The organism is Rugamonas sp. GW822-FHT03B10, assembly GCF_058801745.1.
The window spans coordinates 270094-287083 of record NZ_JBXANP010000007.1 but is presented as its reverse complement, the minus strand read 5'-3'; the positions used below and the strand labels follow the sequence as shown (position 1 = coordinate 287083).

Sequence of the window (16990 nt, the reverse complement as noted above, 5' to 3'; positions counted from 1 at the left end):
TCACACCTTCAGCGGCTGGCCGGTCAGGCGCTCGATCGCCTCCAGGTACTTGGCCTGGGTCTTGGTGATCACGTCGGCCGGCAGCGCGGGCGCCGGTGCCGTCTTGTTCCAATCGGTCAGCGTTTCCAGGTAGTCGCGCACGAACTGCTTGTCGAACGACGGTGGCGACATGCCGGGCGCGTAGGAATCGGCGGGCCAGAAGCGCGACGAGTCGGCCGTCAGCACCTCGTCCATCAGGTGCAGCACGCCGTCCTTGTCGAGGCCGAATTCGAACTTGGTGTCGGCGATGATGATGCCGCGCGTGGCCGCGTACTCGGCGGCGGCCGTGTACAGGGCGATGCTGATGCTGCGGATCTTCTCGGCCAGCTCGGCGCCGATGCGCTGTTCCATCTCCGCGAAGCTGATGTTCTCGTCATGCTCGCCCAGGTCGGCCTTGGCGGCCGGCGTGAACAGCGGCTCGGGCAGCTTGTCGGCCTGGCGCAGGCCGGCCGGCAGCTTGATGCCGCAGATGCTGCCCGTGGCCTGGTAATCCTTCCAGCCCGAACCGATGATGTAGCCGCGCACCACGGCTTCCACCATGATCGGCTGCAGGCGCTTGGCCACCACGGCCCGGCCCTTGACCTGCTCCACCTCCGACGGCGCCACCACCGACTCCGGCGCCACGCCGGTCAGGTGGTTGGGGACGATGTGGCCCAGTTTTTCGAACCAGAAGTCGCTCATCTGGTTCAGCACCATGCCTTTGCCGGGGATGGGCTCGTTCATCACGACGTCGAACGCCGACAGGCGGTCGGTGGTGACGATCAGGATCTTATCGTCGCCGACGGCGTAGTTGTCGCGGACTTTGCCGTGGCCCAACAGAGGGAGGGACTGGATGGAGGATTGGTAGAGGCTGTTCATAACGGGCGATATCTTGGTAAGCGGAACCGGCGGGAAGGGCTCCCGCCGGTTGGGAAGACCGGGCCAGTGCGGCCCCGGTCCGGATGGGATTTTACTTCACAACCTGGGCCAGGCTGCCGGCGGCGTAGCGCTCGGCCATCTTTTCCAGCGGAATCGGCTTGATCTTGGCGGCCTGGCCTTCGCAGCCGAACGCCAGGAAGCGGGCCTTGCAGATCTCCATGGCCGCCTGGCGGGCTGGCTTGAGGAAGTCGCGCGGGTCGAACTTGGAGGGGTTCTCGAACATGAACTTGCGCACGGCGGCCGTCATGGCCAGGCGGATGTCGGTGTCGATGTTGATCTTGCGCACGCCGTGACGGATGCCTTCCTGGATTTCCTCGACCGGCACGCCGTAGGTTTCCTTCATGTCGCCGCCGAACTGGCGGATGATGGCCAGCAGGTCCTGCGGCACCGACGAGGAACCATGCATCACCAGGTGGGTGTTGGGGATGCGGGCATGGATCTCCTTGATGCGGTCGATGGCCAGGATGTCGCCGGTGGGCTGGCGCGAGAACTTGTAGGCGCCGTGCGAGGTGCCGATGGCGATCGCCAGCGCGTCGCACTGGGTGCGGGCCACGAAGTCGGCGGCCTGGTTGACGTCCGTCAGCAGCTGTTCGCGGGTCATGGTGCCGTCGGCGCCGTGGCCGTCTTCCTTGTCGCCCTTCATGGTTTCGAGCGAACCGAGCACGCCCAGTTCCGCTTCCACCGTCACGCCGATGGCGTGCGAGAACTTGACCACTTCGCGCGACACTTCCACGTTGTAGTCGTAGGAGGCGACCGACTTGCCGTCCGCTTCCAGCGAGCCGTCCATCATCACCGAGGTGAAGCCGGAGCGGATCGCGGCCTGGCACACGGCCGGCGACTGGCCGTGGTCCTGGTGCATCACGACGGGGATGTGCGGGTAGGCTTCGACGGCGGCGTCGATCAGGTGGCGCAGGAACGCTTCACCGGCGTATTTGCGGGCGCCGGCCGAGGCCTGCATGATCACGGGGCTGCCGACGGCGTCGGCGGCGGCCATGATGGCTTGCACCTGTTCCAGGTTGTTGACGTTGAACGCAGGCAGACCGTAGCCGTTTTCAGCGGCGTGGTCCAGCAATTGACGCATGGATACGAGAGACATGGTAAATACTCCAACTATAGAAAAACTGTGTCGGCCACCTGGCCGTGCTGCGCGCCGGGCGGATCGCCCGGGCGGCGGCCGGTGGGCCTGAATTCTGTTTGCTTCCGCTTACTTCTGCTTCTTACTTCCGCTTACCTTTGGTGGCTGTCACTTAATCCAACGCGCCGACCTTGACGATCTTCAGCGCGTTGGTGCCGCCGACCTGGCCCATCGGTTCGCCCCAGGTGACGACGATCAGGTCGCCCTTCTGGGCCACGCCGTTGGCCAGCATCACTTCTTCCGCCTGCCTGAGCACGACGCCGCTGTCGCCCTTGGGCTCCAGGGCACAGGCGCGCACGTTGCGGTACAGCGCGGCCTTGCGCTGCGTGGTCACGCTGGGCGTGAGCGCGTAGATCGGGGTGTCGATGCTGTGGCGGCTCATCCACAGCGCCGTCGAGCCCGACTCCGTCAGCGCCACGATGGCTTTCACCCGCAGGTGGTGGGCCGTGAACAGCGCGCCGTAGGCGATCGACTGGTCGATGCGGGTGAAGGTGGCGTCGAGGAAATCGGCGTCCAGCTTGTTGTATTCGGATTGCTCGGCCTGCTCGCAAATGGCGGCCATCATCTCCACCGTCTCGATCGGGTACTTGCCCGAGGCCGTCTCGGCCGACGCCATCACGGCGTCCGTGCCGTCGAGCACGGCGTTGGCCACGTCCGACACCTCGGCGCGCGTGGGCACGGCGTTGAAGATCATCGACTCCATCATCTGCGTGGCCGTGATGGCCAGCTTGTTGGCCTCGCGCGCCATGCGGATCATGCGCTTCTGCAGCGCCGGCACGGCCGCGTTGCCGACCTCCACGGCCAGGTCGCCGCGCGCCACCATGATGCCGTCGGACGCCTTGAGGATGTCGGCCAGCGCGGGAATCGCCTCGGCGCGCTCGATCTTGGCGATCATCATCGGCTTGTGGCCATACGGCTCGCCGGCGATGTTGGCCAGCTGGCGCGCCATCTCCATGTCGGTCGCGCTTTTCGGGAACGAGATGGCCAGGTAGTCGGCCTGGAAGCTCATGGCCGTCTTGATGTCCTCCATGTCCTTGGCCGTCAGGGCCGGCGCCGTCAAGCCGCCGCCCTGGCGGTTGATGCCCTTGTTGTTCGACAGCTCGCCGCCGATCTTGACGGTGGTGTGGATCTCGTGGCCGGCGATCCTGTCGACCACCAGCACGATCAGGCCGTCGTTGAGCAACAGCACGTCGCCCGCGTGCAGGTCGCGCGGCAGGGCCTTGTAGTCGAGGCCCACGCGCTGCTGGTTGCCCAGTTCACCGTTCTCGCCCCATTTGGCGTCGAGGATGAACTTGTCGCCGTTGGCCAGGTCGATCTTGTTGTTCTCAAATTTGCCGACCCGGATCTTGGGGCCCTGCATGTCCGCCATGATCGCCACCTCGCGGCCGCATTCGGCCGCCGCGTCGCGCACCAGCCGCGCGCGGTCGATATGGTCCTGCGCCTTGCCATGGGAAAAATTCAGGCGTACGACATCCACCCCGGCACGGATCATCTGGACCAGGATGTTGAAGTCGGTGGAGGCGGGGCCTATCGTTGCGACGATTTTGGTACCACGGGACATAGGTTTCCTTGCGCGTTAGGTCAGGCGGACGCCCCCGGGCGCGGGCCCGGGGCCGGGTAACAACGGCGGCGCGGCGGTTGGGCCGCGCCCGGGTGCTGCATGTTGCCGTGTTGCTGTGCTGCCTTGATGCTGTGTTGCTTATTTGGCGTGGCGGTCGACCAGGATCTGCACGGCCGGCAGGGTTTTGCCTTCCAGGAATTCCAGGAACGCGCCGCCGCCGGTGGAGATATAACCAATTTTATCGGTAATGTCGTACTTTGCAATCGCCGCCAGCGTGTCGCCGCCGCCGGCGATCGAGAACGCCTTGGAGTTGGCGATGGCCATGGCCAGCGTCTTGGTGCCTTCGCCGAACTGGTCGAACTCGAACACGCCGACCGGGCCGTTCCACACCACGGTGCCGGCAGCTGCGATCTGGCCGGCCAGGGTGGCGGCCGTTTTCGGGCCGATGTCGAGGATCATGTCATCGTCGGCCACATCGGCCACGTCCTTGATGGTGGCGGCGGCCGTGGGCGAGAACTCCTTGGCGCACACGACGTCGACGGGAATCGGCACCTGGGCGCCGCGCGCGGCCATCATGTCGATGATGGCCTTGGCCTCGCCCACCAGTTCCGCTTCCACCAGCGACTTGCCGACGTTCAGGCCGACGGCCTTCATGAAGGTGTTGGCGATGCCGCCGCCGACGATCAGGTTGTCGACCTTGTCGGCCAGCGCCTTCAGGATCGACAGCTTGGACGACACCTTGGAGCCGGCCACGATGGCCAGCAGCGGACGGGCCGGGGCGCCCAGCGCCTTGCCCAGCGCATCGAGCTCGGCGGCCAGCAGCGGACCGGCGCAGGCGATGGGGGCGAACTTGGCGATGCCATGGGTCGAGGCTTCTGCGCGGTGGGCCGTGCCGAACGCGTCGTTCACGTAGACGTCGCACAGGGCGGCCATCTTCTGGGCCAGCGCGTCGCTGTTCTTCTTCTCGCCCGGGTTGACGCGCACGTTTTCGAGCAGCACCACCTGGCCATCCTGCAGCTGGTCGAGGCCGGCGCCGTCGACCCAGTTCTGTTTCAGTTCCACGCCCTGGCCCAGCAGTTCGGCCAGGCGCACGGCGACCGGCGCCAGGCTGTCTTCCGGCTTGAACTCGCCTTCCGTGGGACGGCCCAGGTGGGACGTGACCATGACCTTGGCGCCGGCGTCGAGCGCGGCGCGGATGGCGGGCACGGAGGCGCGGATGCGGGTGTCTTCCGTGATGCGGCCCGCATCATCTTGCGGCACGTTCAGATCGGCACGGATAAAGACACGTTTGCCGCGCAGCGCATCGCGCGCGACGAGGTCTTGCAGGCGGAGAAAGTTCAGAACAGCTTGCATGGCTACCCAAGGAGGAAAGTTGAAAGAAAGACCGCTATTTTACCGCAAGGCCGCGCCCACTTGACCGTTTATGAGAACACGTGCAACAAACGCAGGGCCGTGAAACAGCCCATGCCGAACACGATGGTTTGCAACATATTGCGGCGCAGCAAATAAAACACGATGGCGGCGATGCCGGCCACCAGCTTCAGGTTGGCCGGCGCCAGTTGCAGCTGCCCGTTGTTGAGCAACAGGTCGGGCGCGATGATGGCCGCCAGCGCGCAGGCGGGCGCGTAGCGCAGCATGTCCTGCACCCGGCGCGGGATGGTGATGTGGTGGCCGATCAGCCAGAACGAGCTGCGGGTGCAGGCCGTGGCCAGCGCCAGCGCGCCTATCGTGACCCAGATTTCCCAGTCGGCCATCATGGCTCCTTCTTGTCGGTCAGTTCTTCCGCCAGCATGGCGGCCGCCATGCCCAGCAACACGGCGGCCAGCAGGCCCAGCTTGTACGGCAGGCCGGCGGCCAGCACGGCCACCGCCCCGGCCACCAGCACCCCGCACAGGGCCGGGCGGCTGGCCACCAGCGGCACCGTGATGCAGATGATGGCCAGCGTGCCGGCGAAGCCGAGGCCCCATTCGGGCGGCACGGCGCTGCCGAGGAAGATGCCGGCGATCGAGCCGACCTGCCAGGCGGCCCAGTTCGGGTACAGCAAGCCCTTCAGGTAGGACAGCTTGCCCACCTGCGGCGCCTCGCTCGGGTATTTTTGCAGGAACAGCGCCACCGTCATGTCGCCGGCCACGTAGCCGAGCAGGAAACGGTTGCGCAGCGGCAGGTTGGCGAAATGGGGCGCCAGCAGCGCGGAAAAGATCACGAAACGCAGGTTGACCACCAGCGCGGTGGCGAAGATGACCCAGATCGGGGCGTGGGCGGCGATCAGCGGCAGCGAGGCCAGCTGGGCCGAGCCGGCGAACACGATCAGCGTCATGGCCAGCGCCTGCGGCACCGTCAGGCCGGTCTTGACCATGGCGATGCCCACCACCAGGCCCCAGGCGCCGATCCCGAACAGGGTGGGCATGCCCGTCTTCAAGCCTTCGCGCCAGGACGGCTCGTCATGCTCGGCGACGTAGGGGGTGGCGGCGCGGGTCAATTCGGTCATGTGGTTTTCTCGCCACAGCGGCGCCGGCGCGCCGGCCTGCGGCGCGCCGCGACCACGGCCATCGGCGGCGTGACGGGGATGGCGGTGGCGGTCGACAGGTCGGCTGGTGGCGTCATGTGGAGTGCGGCGCCGGCATTGTCTGAATGAAAACACGCGCCGGCGGCAGGGGAATAATGAAGGCGCTATTTTACCGATGAATTTTGTCCGTTGCGCGAATCCGTTAAAATCGCAGTTTGTTTGGCGGTTTCCAGCCGGGAGCCGTCGTGTCCCTTAGCCTCACGGAGAACCCGCAGATGACCCACGCCACCACCCCCGCCGCCGCCAACGCAGTCGAGCTCGAAGGCAAGGATTTGCCCGCCCACTGCCCCAACCCGGCCATGCCGCTGTGGTCGTCCCATCCGCGCGTCTTCCTGGAATTCAACCATGACGGCGTGGCCAAGTGCCCGTACTGCGGCACGGCCTACCGCCTGAAGCCGGGCACCGTCGTCCCGCACCACTGATCGCCCCCCATCCGCCCGGCCCGGAGCCCGCATGAAACGCAGCAAACAACTCAATGGCAGCGCCGCCGAAGTGGAAGCGGCGTTCTACGATGCGCTCAACCGGGCCGATCTCGACGCCCTGATGGCCCTGTGGGCCGACGACGAGGAGATCGTCTGCATCCATCCGGGCGGGCCGCGCCTGATCGGCCACGCGGCCATCCGCGAAGCATGGGCCGCCATCCTCGAACATGGCGGCCTGCACATCCGGCCCGCGCAGCTGCACGAAACCCATAACCTGATGAGTTCGGTGCACACGGTGGTCGAGGGCACCACGGCCGGCACCGGCGAGCCGGCCCATTTGCTGGCCACCAACGTCTACGTGAAAACGCCGCGCGGCTGGCGCATCGTGCTGCACCACGCGTCCGTGGCGCCGGGCGCGGCGCCGGCCGAGGCGCCGGGACAGATCCTGCACTGAGGCCGCATGCACTATCCCGCCCCGCGCTGGCTGCCCAACGGCCACCTGCAAACCATCTACCCGGCCATCTGCATCCCCAAGCCGGCCGTCGCGTTCCGGCGCGAACGGTGGGACGCGCCCGACGGCGACTTCATCGACGTCGATTTCGTCGATGGCCAGCCGGGCCGGCCGTTCGTGGTGCTGTTCCACGGCCTCGAAGGCTCGTCCGGCAGCCACTACGCGCGCGCCCTGATGGCGGCCGTGGCCGCGCGCGGCTGGTCGGGCGCCGTGCCCCATTTCCGCGGCTGCTCGGGGGAGCCGAACCGGGCGCCCCGTTTCTACCACTCGGGCGACGCGGCCGAGATCGACTGGATCGTGCGCAAGCTGCGCGCGCGCGGCAGCGGCAGGTTCTATGTGGCCGGCGTGTCGCTGGGCGGCAACGCCCTGCTGCGCTGGCTGGGCGAGTCCCAGCACCAGGCCGACTGGGTGGACGCGGCCTGCTCCGTGTCGGCGCCGCTGGACCTGGCCCAGGGCGGCATCGCCCTGTCGCGCGGCTTCAACCTGGTCTACACCCGCATGTTCCTGCAGACGCTCAAGCCCAAGTGCGAAGCCAAGCTCAGGCAGTTTCCCGGCCTGTTCGACCTGGACGCGCTGCGCGCCGCGCGCGACCTGTACGCGTTCGACAACGTGGTGACGGCGCCGCTGCATGGCTACCGCGACACCGACGACTACTGGGACCGGGCCAGCGCCCGCCATGTGCTGGGCGACATCACCGTGCCCACCCTGGTGCTCAACGCGCTCAACGATCCCTTCCTGCCGGGCCGCCACCTGCCGCGCCGGGCCGCCGCCTGCGTGCAATTGGACTATCCTGAACATGGCGGCCACGTCGGCTTCGCCGTGGGCGGGCTGCCCGGCCGGCTCGACTGGCTGCCGCAGCGCATGCTGCACTTCCTCGAAGGCAGCGCGGCGCCTGTCCCCGCCACCCACTGACTGAAAATATGGATGACATCGTCAAGCAAGCGATGGCCAAATGGCCCAATGTGCCGCACTGCTACGGCTGGCTGGCGCTCGACGCGCGCGGCCAGTGGCGCATGCGCGACGAGCGCGCCCAGCACCTGGACCTGCCCGGCGACAAGCTGCAGCACGCGGCCCTGATCGGCTTCATCGCGCGCAACTACGGCAGCGACGAACGCGGCTGCTGGTATTTCCAGAACGGCCCGCAACGGGTCTACCTGAACCTGGAGGCGACGCCCTACATCGTGCGCACCGATCCCGCGCTGGGCTGGCGTCTGCACACGGGCGAGGCGCTGGGGCCGCTCGACGAGGCGTTGATGACGGAACAGGGGGAGTTGATCGTGCGCAGCGGCGCCGTGCTGGCCCAGCTCGACGACCGCGACGGCGCCGACGTGCTGGCCCGCCTCGAATGGCCGGACCACGCGGCCGACGACGACGCCCTGCTGGCCTGGCTGCAGCAGTCCGGCGAGCCGGCCGGTCCCGGTCCCGCGCTGCGCGACCGTGGGCAGTTGCTGCCCGTGCAGCGCGTGGCGCGCTCGGCGCTGGCGCCGCGCTACGGCTTCGTGCCCCGCCCTGCGCCCTGAGACGCCGCGGGTCAAGGGTCGGCCCCCATGGGGCTGCCCCGGTTTGCGGGTTGGGCTTCGATATGGCCCGACAGCGCGCCGCCTAAAACCAGGGTCTGACCCGAGGGTCAGACCCTTATGCCCCTGATGGCCCTTGGGCCACTTGTTCTAGCGGCCCATCATCGGCGCCAGCGCCGTATGCTCGTGCCCGGCGGCGGCCTTGTTTTCCTTCTTGCCCCTGGCGCTCAATTCCTCGCGCCGGCGCGCCTGCAAGTCGCGCTCGCGCGCGTCGATCACGGCCTGGTCGTAGAACGAGGCGTCGGGCGCCTTGCGGGCGATCACCAGCTGGTCGAGCGCCGACAACACGCCGCCCTGCAACACATACGATTCGGCCAGCGCCATGTGCTGCAACGCCACCTTGCCCTGCTTGGCGTAGGTGCTGGCCAGCAGATCATACAAGGCCGGCTCCTCGCGGTATTGCTGCACCTGGTCGCGCAGGTAGGCGGCGGCCTGCTCCAGCTTGCCCGCCGCCACCATCGCCTGCGCGTACTGGCGCGCGATGCCGCGTGACAGCGGGAACTGCTGGTGCGCCGCGTCCGCCTCGGTCAGGGCCTGGGCGATCACGGCCGGGTTGTTGTCCTGCGCCAGTTTGATGTCCAGCGCCATGCTGACGAAGATGGGGTTCGGCACCGGCGCCGGCGCCGCGCCGTACACGCCGGCCGGCGGCGGCTTGCGCATGGCGCCGCGCGCCTCGTCCAGCAGGCGCTGGGCGGTGGCCGTGTCGCCGCGCTTGAGGGCGACGAACGCCAGCCCGTACTTGGCCGACGCCACCTGCTGCCGGTTCTCTTGTTCAAGCTGGGTCTGGAAGAAGGCGGTGGCCGCGTCCAGCCCCTGGGCCGATTCGTCCTGCAGCACGCGGGCGCGGGCCCGCACCAGGTGGAAGTCGAGGCTGTCGGGCCGCTGCTTGTACGGTTGCTCGCGGATGCGGGCCTGGATGTCGGCGATGCGCTCGCTCGTCAGCGGGTGGGTTTGCAGGTAGGCCGGCACCACGTCGCTGTAGTTGCGGGTGGCCGCCTGCAGCCGCTGGAAGAAGGCCACCATGCCCGAGGTGTCGAAGCCGGCCGCGCCCATGATCTGGAAGCCGATGCGGTCGGCCTCGCGCTCGGCGTCGCGGCTGAAGTTGAGCTGTCGCTGGATGGCCAGGCCCTGGCCGCCCAGGAACACGCCCATGGCCGCGTCGCCGCCGGCCTTGGACGCCAGCGCCGCCAGGATGATGGCGGCCAGCGGGATCAGCGCGTCCTGGCGCTGCTGGCCCAGCGAGCGGGCGATGTGGCGCTGCACCACGTGGCCGATCTCGTGGCTGAGCACGGAGGCCAGCTCGGCCTCGCTCTGGGCCGCCAGCAACAGGGCCGAGTGGACGGCGATGAAGCCGCCCGGCAGCGCGAACGCGTTGAGCTGCGGATCGCGCACGGCGAAGAAGTAGTAGTCGTAGCTGGCCTCGCCGCGCGCGCCGGGACGGGCCTCGACCAGCGCGTTGCCGAAATTGTTCAGGTATTCGAGCATGGGCGCGTCGTCGAGGAAATCATGGTCGCGCCGGATGTCGCGCATGATCTCCTCGCCCAGCTTGCGCTCCATCAGCGGCGACAAGTCCTCGCGCTCGGTGTCGCCCAGGTTGGGCAGGTTGGGGATTTTCGCGGGCGGCAACGCCGTCTGCGCCATGCCCAGCGGCAGCACGCACAGCAGCGCCACGGCCAGCAGGCGCAGGCGCGGCGCGCGGCGCGGCCGGCGCTCCTGGGTGGGGGGGAGGATTCGATCTGCGTTCACGGTGCTATCATACCCGCACTTGGCCCCCGCACGCAGCGGGACCACCACCAATTGACCCATGACGGGCCGCCCCGCGCGCGGCCCACTGACGAGCGCATCCTACCCATGACGACCAGCAAAACCACGCCGCCCGCCGACGGGCTGACCCATTTCGACGCCACCGGCCAGGCCCACATGGTCGACGTGGGCGACAAGCAGGAAACCCACCGCGTCGCCGTGGCCAGCGGCCAGATCCGCATGAAGCCCGAGACGCTGGCCATCATTGTGTCCGGCAGCGCCAAGAAGGGCGACGTGCTGGGCATCGCCCGCATCGCCGCCATCATGGGCGCCAAGCGCACCAGCGACCTGGTGCCGCTGTGCCACCCGCTGGCGCTGACGCGGGTGGCCGTGGACTTCGAAACCGACGAAGCGACCTCGACCGTGCACTGCCGGGCCCAGGTCGAAACCTTCGGCAAGACCGGGGTCGAGATGGAGGCGCTGACGGCCGTGCAGATCGGCCTGCTGACCGTGTACGACATGTGCAAGGCCGTGGACCGGGGCATGGTGATGGGCGAGATCCGCGTCATGGAGAAGCACGGCGGCAAGTCGGGCGACTGGAGCGTGACGAGCTGATGGCGCCCTCGCCTCTTGTTGTTGATGCAAGTCTGCGAGTATATAATCAATAACAACCGACAATTTTTCCTGTCGGTAGACAATAAGTGGCACCGACGGCGGACAGGGGACGGGACATCCATGCAGGCAAAGAGGACGCAAGAATGAGCAGCACGGCACCGCCGAGCGAAGCCAGGACGCAGGAATACGAATTCGAGCAGATGCATTTGCAGGTCGGTGGCCGGATCCAGTTCATCACCCACCGCACCATCAAGCCGGTACAGCATTTTTCCACGTTGATCGGCTGGGTCAAGGACGAGTACATGATCGTCAAGATCCCGATGGAGAACGGGGCGCCCATCTCCCTCAACGATGGCGACAAGCTGACCATCCGCGTGTTTTCGGGCGTCAACGTGTGCTCGTTCGCCTGCACCGTGCAGCGCGTGTTCCTGCGGCCGCTGTACTACGTCCACCTGTCGTTCCCGTCCGCCATCCAGGGCACCAGTCTGCGCACGGCGATGCGGGTCAAGGTCGACATTCCGGCCCAGGTCACCACGCCGGACGGCCACACCTCGGTGTTCCTCGTCAACCTGAGCGTGTCGGGCGCGCTGATCGAATCGACCAAGCCGCTGCCCGAGGACGAGCCGACGGTGGGCCTGTCGTTCTACCTGATCGCCCAGCCGGGCAACCGCCAGGTGCGCATCAATCCCAACGCCACCATCCGCAACATCAACGTGGTCAAGCCGGCCACGGCCGACAAGGCCGAGGTGTTCACCTACGGCGTGCAGTTCATCGACCTCGACCCCATGCACTACACCATGCTGCAGAACCTGACCTACGAAGCGCTGATCGCGGACCGCCAGAAGATCGTCTGATCCGGCGCCGCTTGTTTCGTTGCCTCAATAAAAAAACGATGCAGCCTTGCGGCTGCATCGTTTTTCCTGTTACCTGTCAGCCGAGACTATCAGGTTTTTGGACGATATTTGGCAGGCAGCGTGCTGGCCGCGTCAATCGTGGTCACGCAGCTCGAGCCGGTGGTGCAGGTGATGGTGTAGATGACGGTCTTGCCATCGAAGTTGGTGGTGTCGCCGGTGCCCTGCATCGTCACGGTGACCTTGCCGACGGTCACGCCACCAGCTGGATCGGTGCCGGTGACGGCAACGTCGCTCACATATTTGCTGGTGATGGCGTTGCTGGCGGGCAGGTTAAGGCTGGCATTGTTGGTCGCGGAGCTCAGCGAGCCTTCATTGAAGGCCTGCGCGACGGCGAGGCGGGCGGGAGCGGAGATGGAGTTCGCTTCGCTGGCCTTGGCCTTCATCGTGTAGTCGCTGTAGGCAGGAATAGCAACGGCGGCCAGGATACCGATAATTGCCACCACGATCATCAGTTCGATCAGGGTGAAACCGGCTTGGGCTTGTTTCTTGATCATTTTCATCGATTTCATTTTGCTGCTCCCGAGTGAGGTAAAAAGTTTGGTGCCACGGTTTTGTATGAGCAAAGGCCGTGCCAGACCATTTTCACGACGTTTTGGGCCAGAAATCGGCGCCGGGCGCCAAATTTTGTCGATCGCGGTGACTATTTTTGTCAGTTTTCATGCCGAAATCTGTCATCCAGGCCAAAAACGGCGGTGGGCTGACAAAATTTGTCAGCTGACGGGGTTGGCCAGGCGGAACGTCATCTGGGTGCCGCCCAGGTCGATCACGTCGCCGTGCTTGAGCCGCAGCGGCTGCCGCCCCACGGCCGCGCCGTTGACCAGCGGCGGCTGCGCGCCTTCCGCGTGGGCGATGGTGTAGCCGCCGGCGTCGCGGTTGATCACCACCACCTGCACGCCGGGCCGGCCCAGCGTGGTGAGCGGCTTGGTCAGCGCCATCTGCTTGCCCGCGTTATTGCCATTCAACACTTCGATCTGGCCCAGCGGCGCCTCGGCCGCCGCGGCCGCCGCCAGCGGACGCACGCCGTCGGCGATGAACTCGACCTGGAACTTGGCGATCTTGATCATGTCCAGGTGCTGCAGGAAATGCTTGCCGATGCGGTGGCCGTTGACGAAGGTGCCATTGGTGCTGTGCAGGTCCTCGAGGAAGGAGTCGTCGAGGATGGTGACGATCACCGCATGCTCGCCGCTCACGGACGGGTGGGTCAGCACGATATCGTTGTGCCGGTGACGGCCTATCGTCATGCGCTCCTTGCTGAGCTGCACTTGCTGTTCCACCACGCCTTCGCGCGATATGATGATTTTGGCCAATCTCGATCTCCGGGATGCGGTTGTTGCGGGTCGTGCCGTGGGCGCAAAAAAAAACGGGGAGCACCAGGCTCCCCGTCATTATTCACCAACTCGTTGCCAAATTACAGCATCGCCTTCAGCAGGCGCGCCATTTCGGACGGGTTCTTGGTGACTTTGATGCCGCACGCTTCCATGATGTCCAGCTTGGCTTGCGCGGTGTCGGCGCCGCCCGAGATCAGCGCGCCGGCGTGGCCCATGCGCTTGCCCGGAGGAGCCGTCACGCCGGCGATGAAGCCGACCACGGGTTTCTTCATGTTGTCCTTGATCCAGTAAGCGGCGTTCGCTTCGTCCGGACCGCCGATTTCACCGATCATGATGACGGCGTCGGTGTCGGGATCGTCGTTGAACATCTTCATGATGTCGATGTGCTTCAGACCGTTGATCGGGTCGCCACCGATACCGACGGCGGACGACTGGCCCAGACCGAGGGCGGTCAGCTGGCCCACGGCTTCATAGGTCAGCGTGCCCGAACGGGACACGACGCCGATGCGGCCTTTCTTGTGGATGTGGCCGGGCATGATGCCGATCTTGATCTCGTCGGGCGTGATCAGGCCGGGGCAGTTCGGGCCCAGCAGCAGGGTCTTGGAGCCGGCCTTGGCCATGCGGTCCTTCAGGGCCATCATGTCGCGGACGGGAATGCCTTCGGTGATGCAGATGGCCAGGTCCATTTCCGCTTCCACGGCTTCCCAGATGGCGGCGGCGGCGCCTGCCGGCGGCACGTAGATCACCGACACGTTGGCGCCGGTTTCTTTTTTCGCTTCCGTCACGTTGGCGAAAATCGGGATGCCTTCGAAGTCTTCGCCGGCTTTCTTCGGGTTAACGCCGGCGACGAAGCAGTTCTTGCCGTTGGCGTAGTCGCGGCAGCCGCGGGTGTGGAACTGGCCGGTCTTGCCGGTGATGCCTTGGGTTACAACTTTGGTGTCTTTATTGATCAGGATGGACATGTTGATTCCTTAATTAAGCTTGACCGGCAGCGGCGGCGACAACGCTCTTGGCTGCATCTTCCATGGTGTCGGCCGAGATGATGGGCAGGCCCGATTCGGCCAGCATCTTCTTGCCCAGGTCTTCGTTGGTGCCCTTCATGCGCACCACCAGCGGCACTTGCAGGGAAACGGCTTTCGAGGCCGCGATCACGCCTTCGGCGATCACGTCGCAACGCATGATGCCGCCGAAGATGTTGACCAGGATGGCTTTCAGGCCCGGGTTCTTCAGCATGATCTTGAACGCTTCGGTCACTTTCTCGGCCGTGGCGCCACCGCCCACGTCCAGGAAGTTGGCGGGCTCGCCGCCGAACAGCTTGATGGTGTCCATGGTGGCCATGGCCAGGCCGGCGCCGTTCACCAGGCAGCCGATGTTGCCGTCGAGCGAAATGTAGGCCAGGTCGAATTTCGACGCTTCGATTTCAGCCGGATCTTCCTCGTCCAGGTCGCGGTAGGCGACGATCTCAGGCTGGCGGAACAGGGCGTTGGCGTCGAAGTTGAACTTGGCGTCCAGGGCGATGACCTTGCCGTCGCCGGTCAGGATCAGCGGGTTGATTTCGGCCAGCGAGGCGTCCGTTTCCCAGTAGGCTTTGTACAGGCCTTGCAAGTTGGCGCGCGATTGCGGCAGCGAGGCGGCCGGCACACCGATCTTGGTGGCGATGGCATCGGCGTCGGCGTCGGTCAGGCCGACGGAAGGATCGATGGCGATCGAGTGGATCAGCTCGGGGTGCTTCTCAGCCACTTCCTCGATGTCCATGCCGCCTTCGGACGAGGCCATCAGCACGACGCGCTGCGAAACGCGGTCGGTGACCATCGACACGTACAGTTCCTTCTTGATGTCGGCGCCCTCTTCGACCAGCAGGCGGCGCACTTTCTGGCCTTCAGGACCGGTCTGGTGCGTGACCAGCTGCATGCCCATGATTTGGTTGGCGTATTCTTTGACTTGTTCCAGCGACTTGGCCACTTTCACGCCGCCGCCTTTACCGCGGCCGCCAGCGTGGATCTGCGCCTTGACCACCCAGACCGGGCCGCCCAGGGTTTCGGCAGCTTTGACCGCCTCGTCCACGGACATGCACGGAATACCGCGCGGTACCGTCACTCCGTATTTTCGGAGGATTTCTTTGCCTTGATACTCATGGATTTTCATGCTGGCTTCCCTTCTGATGCTGATGTGTAAAGATCGGTTGAGATCGGTTGATATTGCGGAAAATAACTCTTGAAAAAGCAGGTGAAGCTACGCGCTATCCTGGTGCTGCTTTGACCACCCAGCGCGGGTAAAACTCGGCCACGGCCCCGCCATCGGTGCGCAGGGCATGGCATTTGTCCAGCTGGAACGGCTTATGGTGCGGCAGGTCGGCGTCGGGACTGGCGGCATCGTTGGTCGACCACACGTCGTTGGCGAACGCTTGCACGGCGGCCGTGGGCAGGATCTGCGCCAGTTCCGTCAAATGGGTGCAACCGGCGATGCCGGCCAGGCGCTGCTTGAGTTCGTGTCGGAAACCTTTCAACAGGTTCAGGCCCACCAGTTGCTGGTAGGCATGGCCGTTGGTGTCGCAGTAACCGGGATAGGGCACGGCGTCGGAAGCGGCTTCGGCCGCCACGACGTTCAGGTCCAGGTCCACGGTCAGACGCAGGGAGAGGTCATGCAGATAGGTGCCACCAGGGCGCGGGCCGGAGGCCAGCATGGTGTCCATGGCTTTGATATCGGTGATACGGGCGTCGATGTCCCACAGGCCGTCGTCGCGCTTGAACGCTTGGACGTCGATGGCACGCGTGTGCCGCAGCGCACGTCGGGAAACGGGAGTTGACAAGGACATATACCGATGCCGCTTGCGCGGCGGAAATTAATAAGCAGCCATGTGCTTGACGCACGTTGCCGCAGCTTCTACGGACAACCACCGCACCCGCGGTGCTGCAAAACCACAAAAGTGTAGCACACCATGCCCGCCGTTGCGCCAAATCATGCGGTTTGCGGCGAAAAACGGGGCCGAACCGGGGGCTTTGGAGTCATTTTTGCAAGGATTCGATGCGGTGCGCGCTGATGGCGCCGGTAATTGTCTTCACTGGGAAATGGCCGCTGGCGCGGGCTGCGGGGCCGATCCTCGGCCCCCTCAGCATGCATCGTCGGGATCGCCGCCGCCCAGGGCCGCCTGCACGGCGCGCTGGGAGAAGCCGCGCTGCAGCAGGAAGCGCATCTGCTTGTTGCGCTCGTTGCGGTCGGCGGCCACGGCGCCGAACTTGCGGCGCCACACCTCGCGGGCGCGGGCCGTCTCGTCCCCGGCCAGCGTGTTCTTGAGCTCCTGCAGCGCCTCGCCGGCCACGCCATGGCTTTGCAGCTCGGCCACGATGCGGCTGTTGCCGTAGCGGGCCGCGCGGCGGTGGATCAGGGCTTCGGAGAACCGCTCCTGCGACAGCCATTTGTTCTGTTCCAGCCAGTCCAGCAGGGCGTCCACGTCGTCGCCCTCCTCCGCGTGGCGGGCCAGCTTGCGGCCCAGTTCCAGGCGGCTGTGCTCGCGCATGGACAGGTAGCGCAGGGCGCGCGCCTTCAGGCTGGGTTGCTGTGCTGCCATAAATTCCCCTGCACGATGAACAAACCACCGGCCGCTCGCGCGGGACGGTGGTTCAGGTTGTGGTCCGCGCCGGCCTCAAGCCGGCGCCAGGCC

The 16990-nt window shown here is 66.0% G+C and carries 19 protein-coding genes; 6 read left to right on the top strand and 13 right to left on the bottom strand.

What is annotated here, in order from left to right:
* The 6 genes from AC1RQG_RS14390 to AC1RQG_RS14365 all read right to left on the bottom strand — a co-directional run bounded on the left by AC1RQG_RS14390 (position 1) and on the right by AC1RQG_RS14365 (position 6141).
* Complete coding sequence (locus AC1RQG_RS14390; protein WP_493132440.1) at positions 1-897, bottom strand: phosphoribosylaminoimidazolesuccinocarboxamide synthase; 897 nt, start codon at positions 895-897, stop codon at positions 1-3.
* 91 nt (positions 898-988) lie between these two features.
* Positions 989-2053, bottom strand: a complete 1065-nt coding sequence (fba, locus tag AC1RQG_RS14385; RefSeq protein ID WP_493132438.1) for a class II fructose-bisphosphate aldolase — start codon at positions 2051-2053, stop codon at positions 989-991.
* Between the two features lie 151 nt (positions 2054-2204).
* The gene (pyk, locus tag AC1RQG_RS14380) at positions 2205-3653 is read right to left on the bottom strand and encodes a pyruvate kinase (RefSeq protein ID WP_493132436.1); all 1449 of its coding nucleotides are present in this window, start codon (positions 3651-3653) and stop codon (positions 2205-2207) included.
* Between the two features lie 138 nt (positions 3654-3791).
* Positions 3792-5006: a phosphoglycerate kinase gene (locus tag AC1RQG_RS14375; RefSeq protein ID WP_493132434.1), complete on the bottom strand. Its 1215-nt coding sequence runs from the start codon at positions 5004-5006 to the stop codon at positions 3792-3794.
* Positions 5007-5074: 68 nt separating this feature from the next.
* Positions 5075-5407 (bottom strand): AzlD domain-containing protein, encoded by a 333-nt coding sequence (locus tag AC1RQG_RS14370; RefSeq protein WP_493132537.1) that lies wholly within the window; start codon positions 5405-5407, stop codon positions 5075-5077.
* Positions 5407-6141 carry an AzlC family ABC transporter permease gene (locus AC1RQG_RS14365; protein WP_493132432.1) on the bottom strand — a complete coding sequence of 245 codons (735 nt, stop codon included), beginning with the start codon at positions 6139-6141 and terminating at the stop codon, positions 5407-5409. Before AC1RQG_RS14365 ends, AC1RQG_RS14370 begins: the two co-directional genes overlap by 1 nt.
* A gap of 293 nt (positions 6142-6434) precedes the next feature.
* On the opposite strand from AC1RQG_RS14365, the gene AC1RQG_RS14360 reads away from it, so the two are divergent.
* Genes AC1RQG_RS14360 through AC1RQG_RS14345 form a run of 4 tightly spaced genes read left to right on the top strand, consistent with a single transcriptional unit; the run spans position 6435 to position 8672 of the window.
* Positions 6435-6641: a zinc-finger domain-containing protein gene (locus tag AC1RQG_RS14360; RefSeq protein WP_493132535.1), complete on the top strand. Its 207-nt coding sequence runs from the start codon at positions 6435-6437 to the stop codon at positions 6639-6641.
* A 31-nt stretch (positions 6642-6672) separates the two neighbouring features.
* On the top strand, positions 6673-7095 hold the full coding sequence (locus AC1RQG_RS14355) for a YybH family protein (RefSeq protein ID WP_493132430.1): 423 nt from the start codon (positions 6673-6675) through the stop codon (positions 7093-7095).
* Positions 7096-7101: 6 nt separating this feature from the next.
* Positions 7102-8064, top strand: coding sequence for a YheT family hydrolase (locus AC1RQG_RS14350; protein WP_493132428.1), 963 nt, complete (start codon positions 7102-7104; stop codon positions 8062-8064).
* Between the two features lie 8 nt (positions 8065-8072).
* Positions 8073-8672 carry a DUF2946 family protein gene (locus tag AC1RQG_RS14345; RefSeq protein WP_493132426.1) on the top strand — a complete coding sequence of 200 codons (600 nt, stop codon included), beginning with the start codon at positions 8073-8075 and terminating at the stop codon, positions 8670-8672.
* Positions 8673-8819: 147 nt separating this feature from the next.
* Here AC1RQG_RS14345 and AC1RQG_RS14340 read toward each other — a convergent pair whose 3' ends face one another.
* Complete coding sequence (locus AC1RQG_RS14340; protein ID WP_493132532.1) at positions 8820-10370, bottom strand: beta-barrel assembly-enhancing protease; 1551 nt, start codon at positions 10368-10370, stop codon at positions 8820-8822.
* Between the two features lie 210 nt (positions 10371-10580).
* Here AC1RQG_RS14340 and moaC point away from each other — a divergent pair, with 210 nt between their 5' ends.
* A complete protein-coding gene (gene moaC / locus AC1RQG_RS14335; protein ID WP_493132424.1) occupies positions 10581-11087 on the top strand; it encodes a cyclic pyranopterin monophosphate synthase MoaC in 507 nt (168 codons plus the stop codon).
* A 143-nt stretch (positions 11088-11230) separates the two neighbouring features.
* Positions 11231-11941 (top strand): flagellar brake protein, encoded by a 711-nt coding sequence (locus tag AC1RQG_RS14330; RefSeq protein ID WP_493132422.1) that lies wholly within the window; start codon positions 11231-11233, stop codon positions 11939-11941.
* Positions 11942-12030: 89 nt separating this feature from the next.
* Here the strand turns inward: AC1RQG_RS14330 and AC1RQG_RS14325 are convergent, their stop codons facing one another.
* The 6 genes from AC1RQG_RS14325 to recX form a co-directional block, all read right to left on the bottom strand.
* The gene (locus AC1RQG_RS14325; RefSeq protein ID WP_493132420.1) at positions 12031-12510 is read right to left on the bottom strand and encodes a pilin; all 480 of its coding nucleotides are present in this window, start codon (positions 12508-12510) and stop codon (positions 12031-12033) included.
* 201 nt (positions 12511-12711) lie between these two features.
* Positions 12712-13308, bottom strand: a complete 597-nt coding sequence (locus AC1RQG_RS14320; RefSeq protein WP_493132418.1) for an FHA domain-containing protein — start codon at positions 13306-13308, stop codon at positions 12712-12714.
* Between the two features lie 101 nt (positions 13309-13409).
* Positions 13410-14291, bottom strand: a complete 882-nt coding sequence (gene sucD / locus AC1RQG_RS14315) for a succinate--CoA ligase subunit alpha (protein WP_493132417.1) — start codon at positions 14289-14291, stop codon at positions 13410-13412.
* 13 nt (positions 14292-14304) lie between these two features.
* Positions 14305-15474 carry an ADP-forming succinate--CoA ligase subunit beta gene (gene sucC / locus AC1RQG_RS14310; protein ID WP_493132415.1) on the bottom strand — a complete coding sequence of 390 codons (1170 nt, stop codon included), beginning with the start codon at positions 15472-15474 and terminating at the stop codon, positions 14305-14307.
* Positions 15475-15568: 94 nt separating this feature from the next.
* Entirely contained in the window at positions 15569-16144 is a 576-nt protein-coding gene (locus tag AC1RQG_RS14305) for a DUF2889 domain-containing protein (RefSeq protein WP_493132413.1), read from the bottom strand.
* A 294-nt stretch (positions 16145-16438) separates the two neighbouring features.
* Entirely contained in the window at positions 16439-16897 is a 459-nt protein-coding gene (gene recX, locus AC1RQG_RS14300) for a recombination regulator RecX (RefSeq protein ID WP_493132411.1), read from the bottom strand.
* Positions 16898-16990 lie beyond the last annotated feature (93 nt).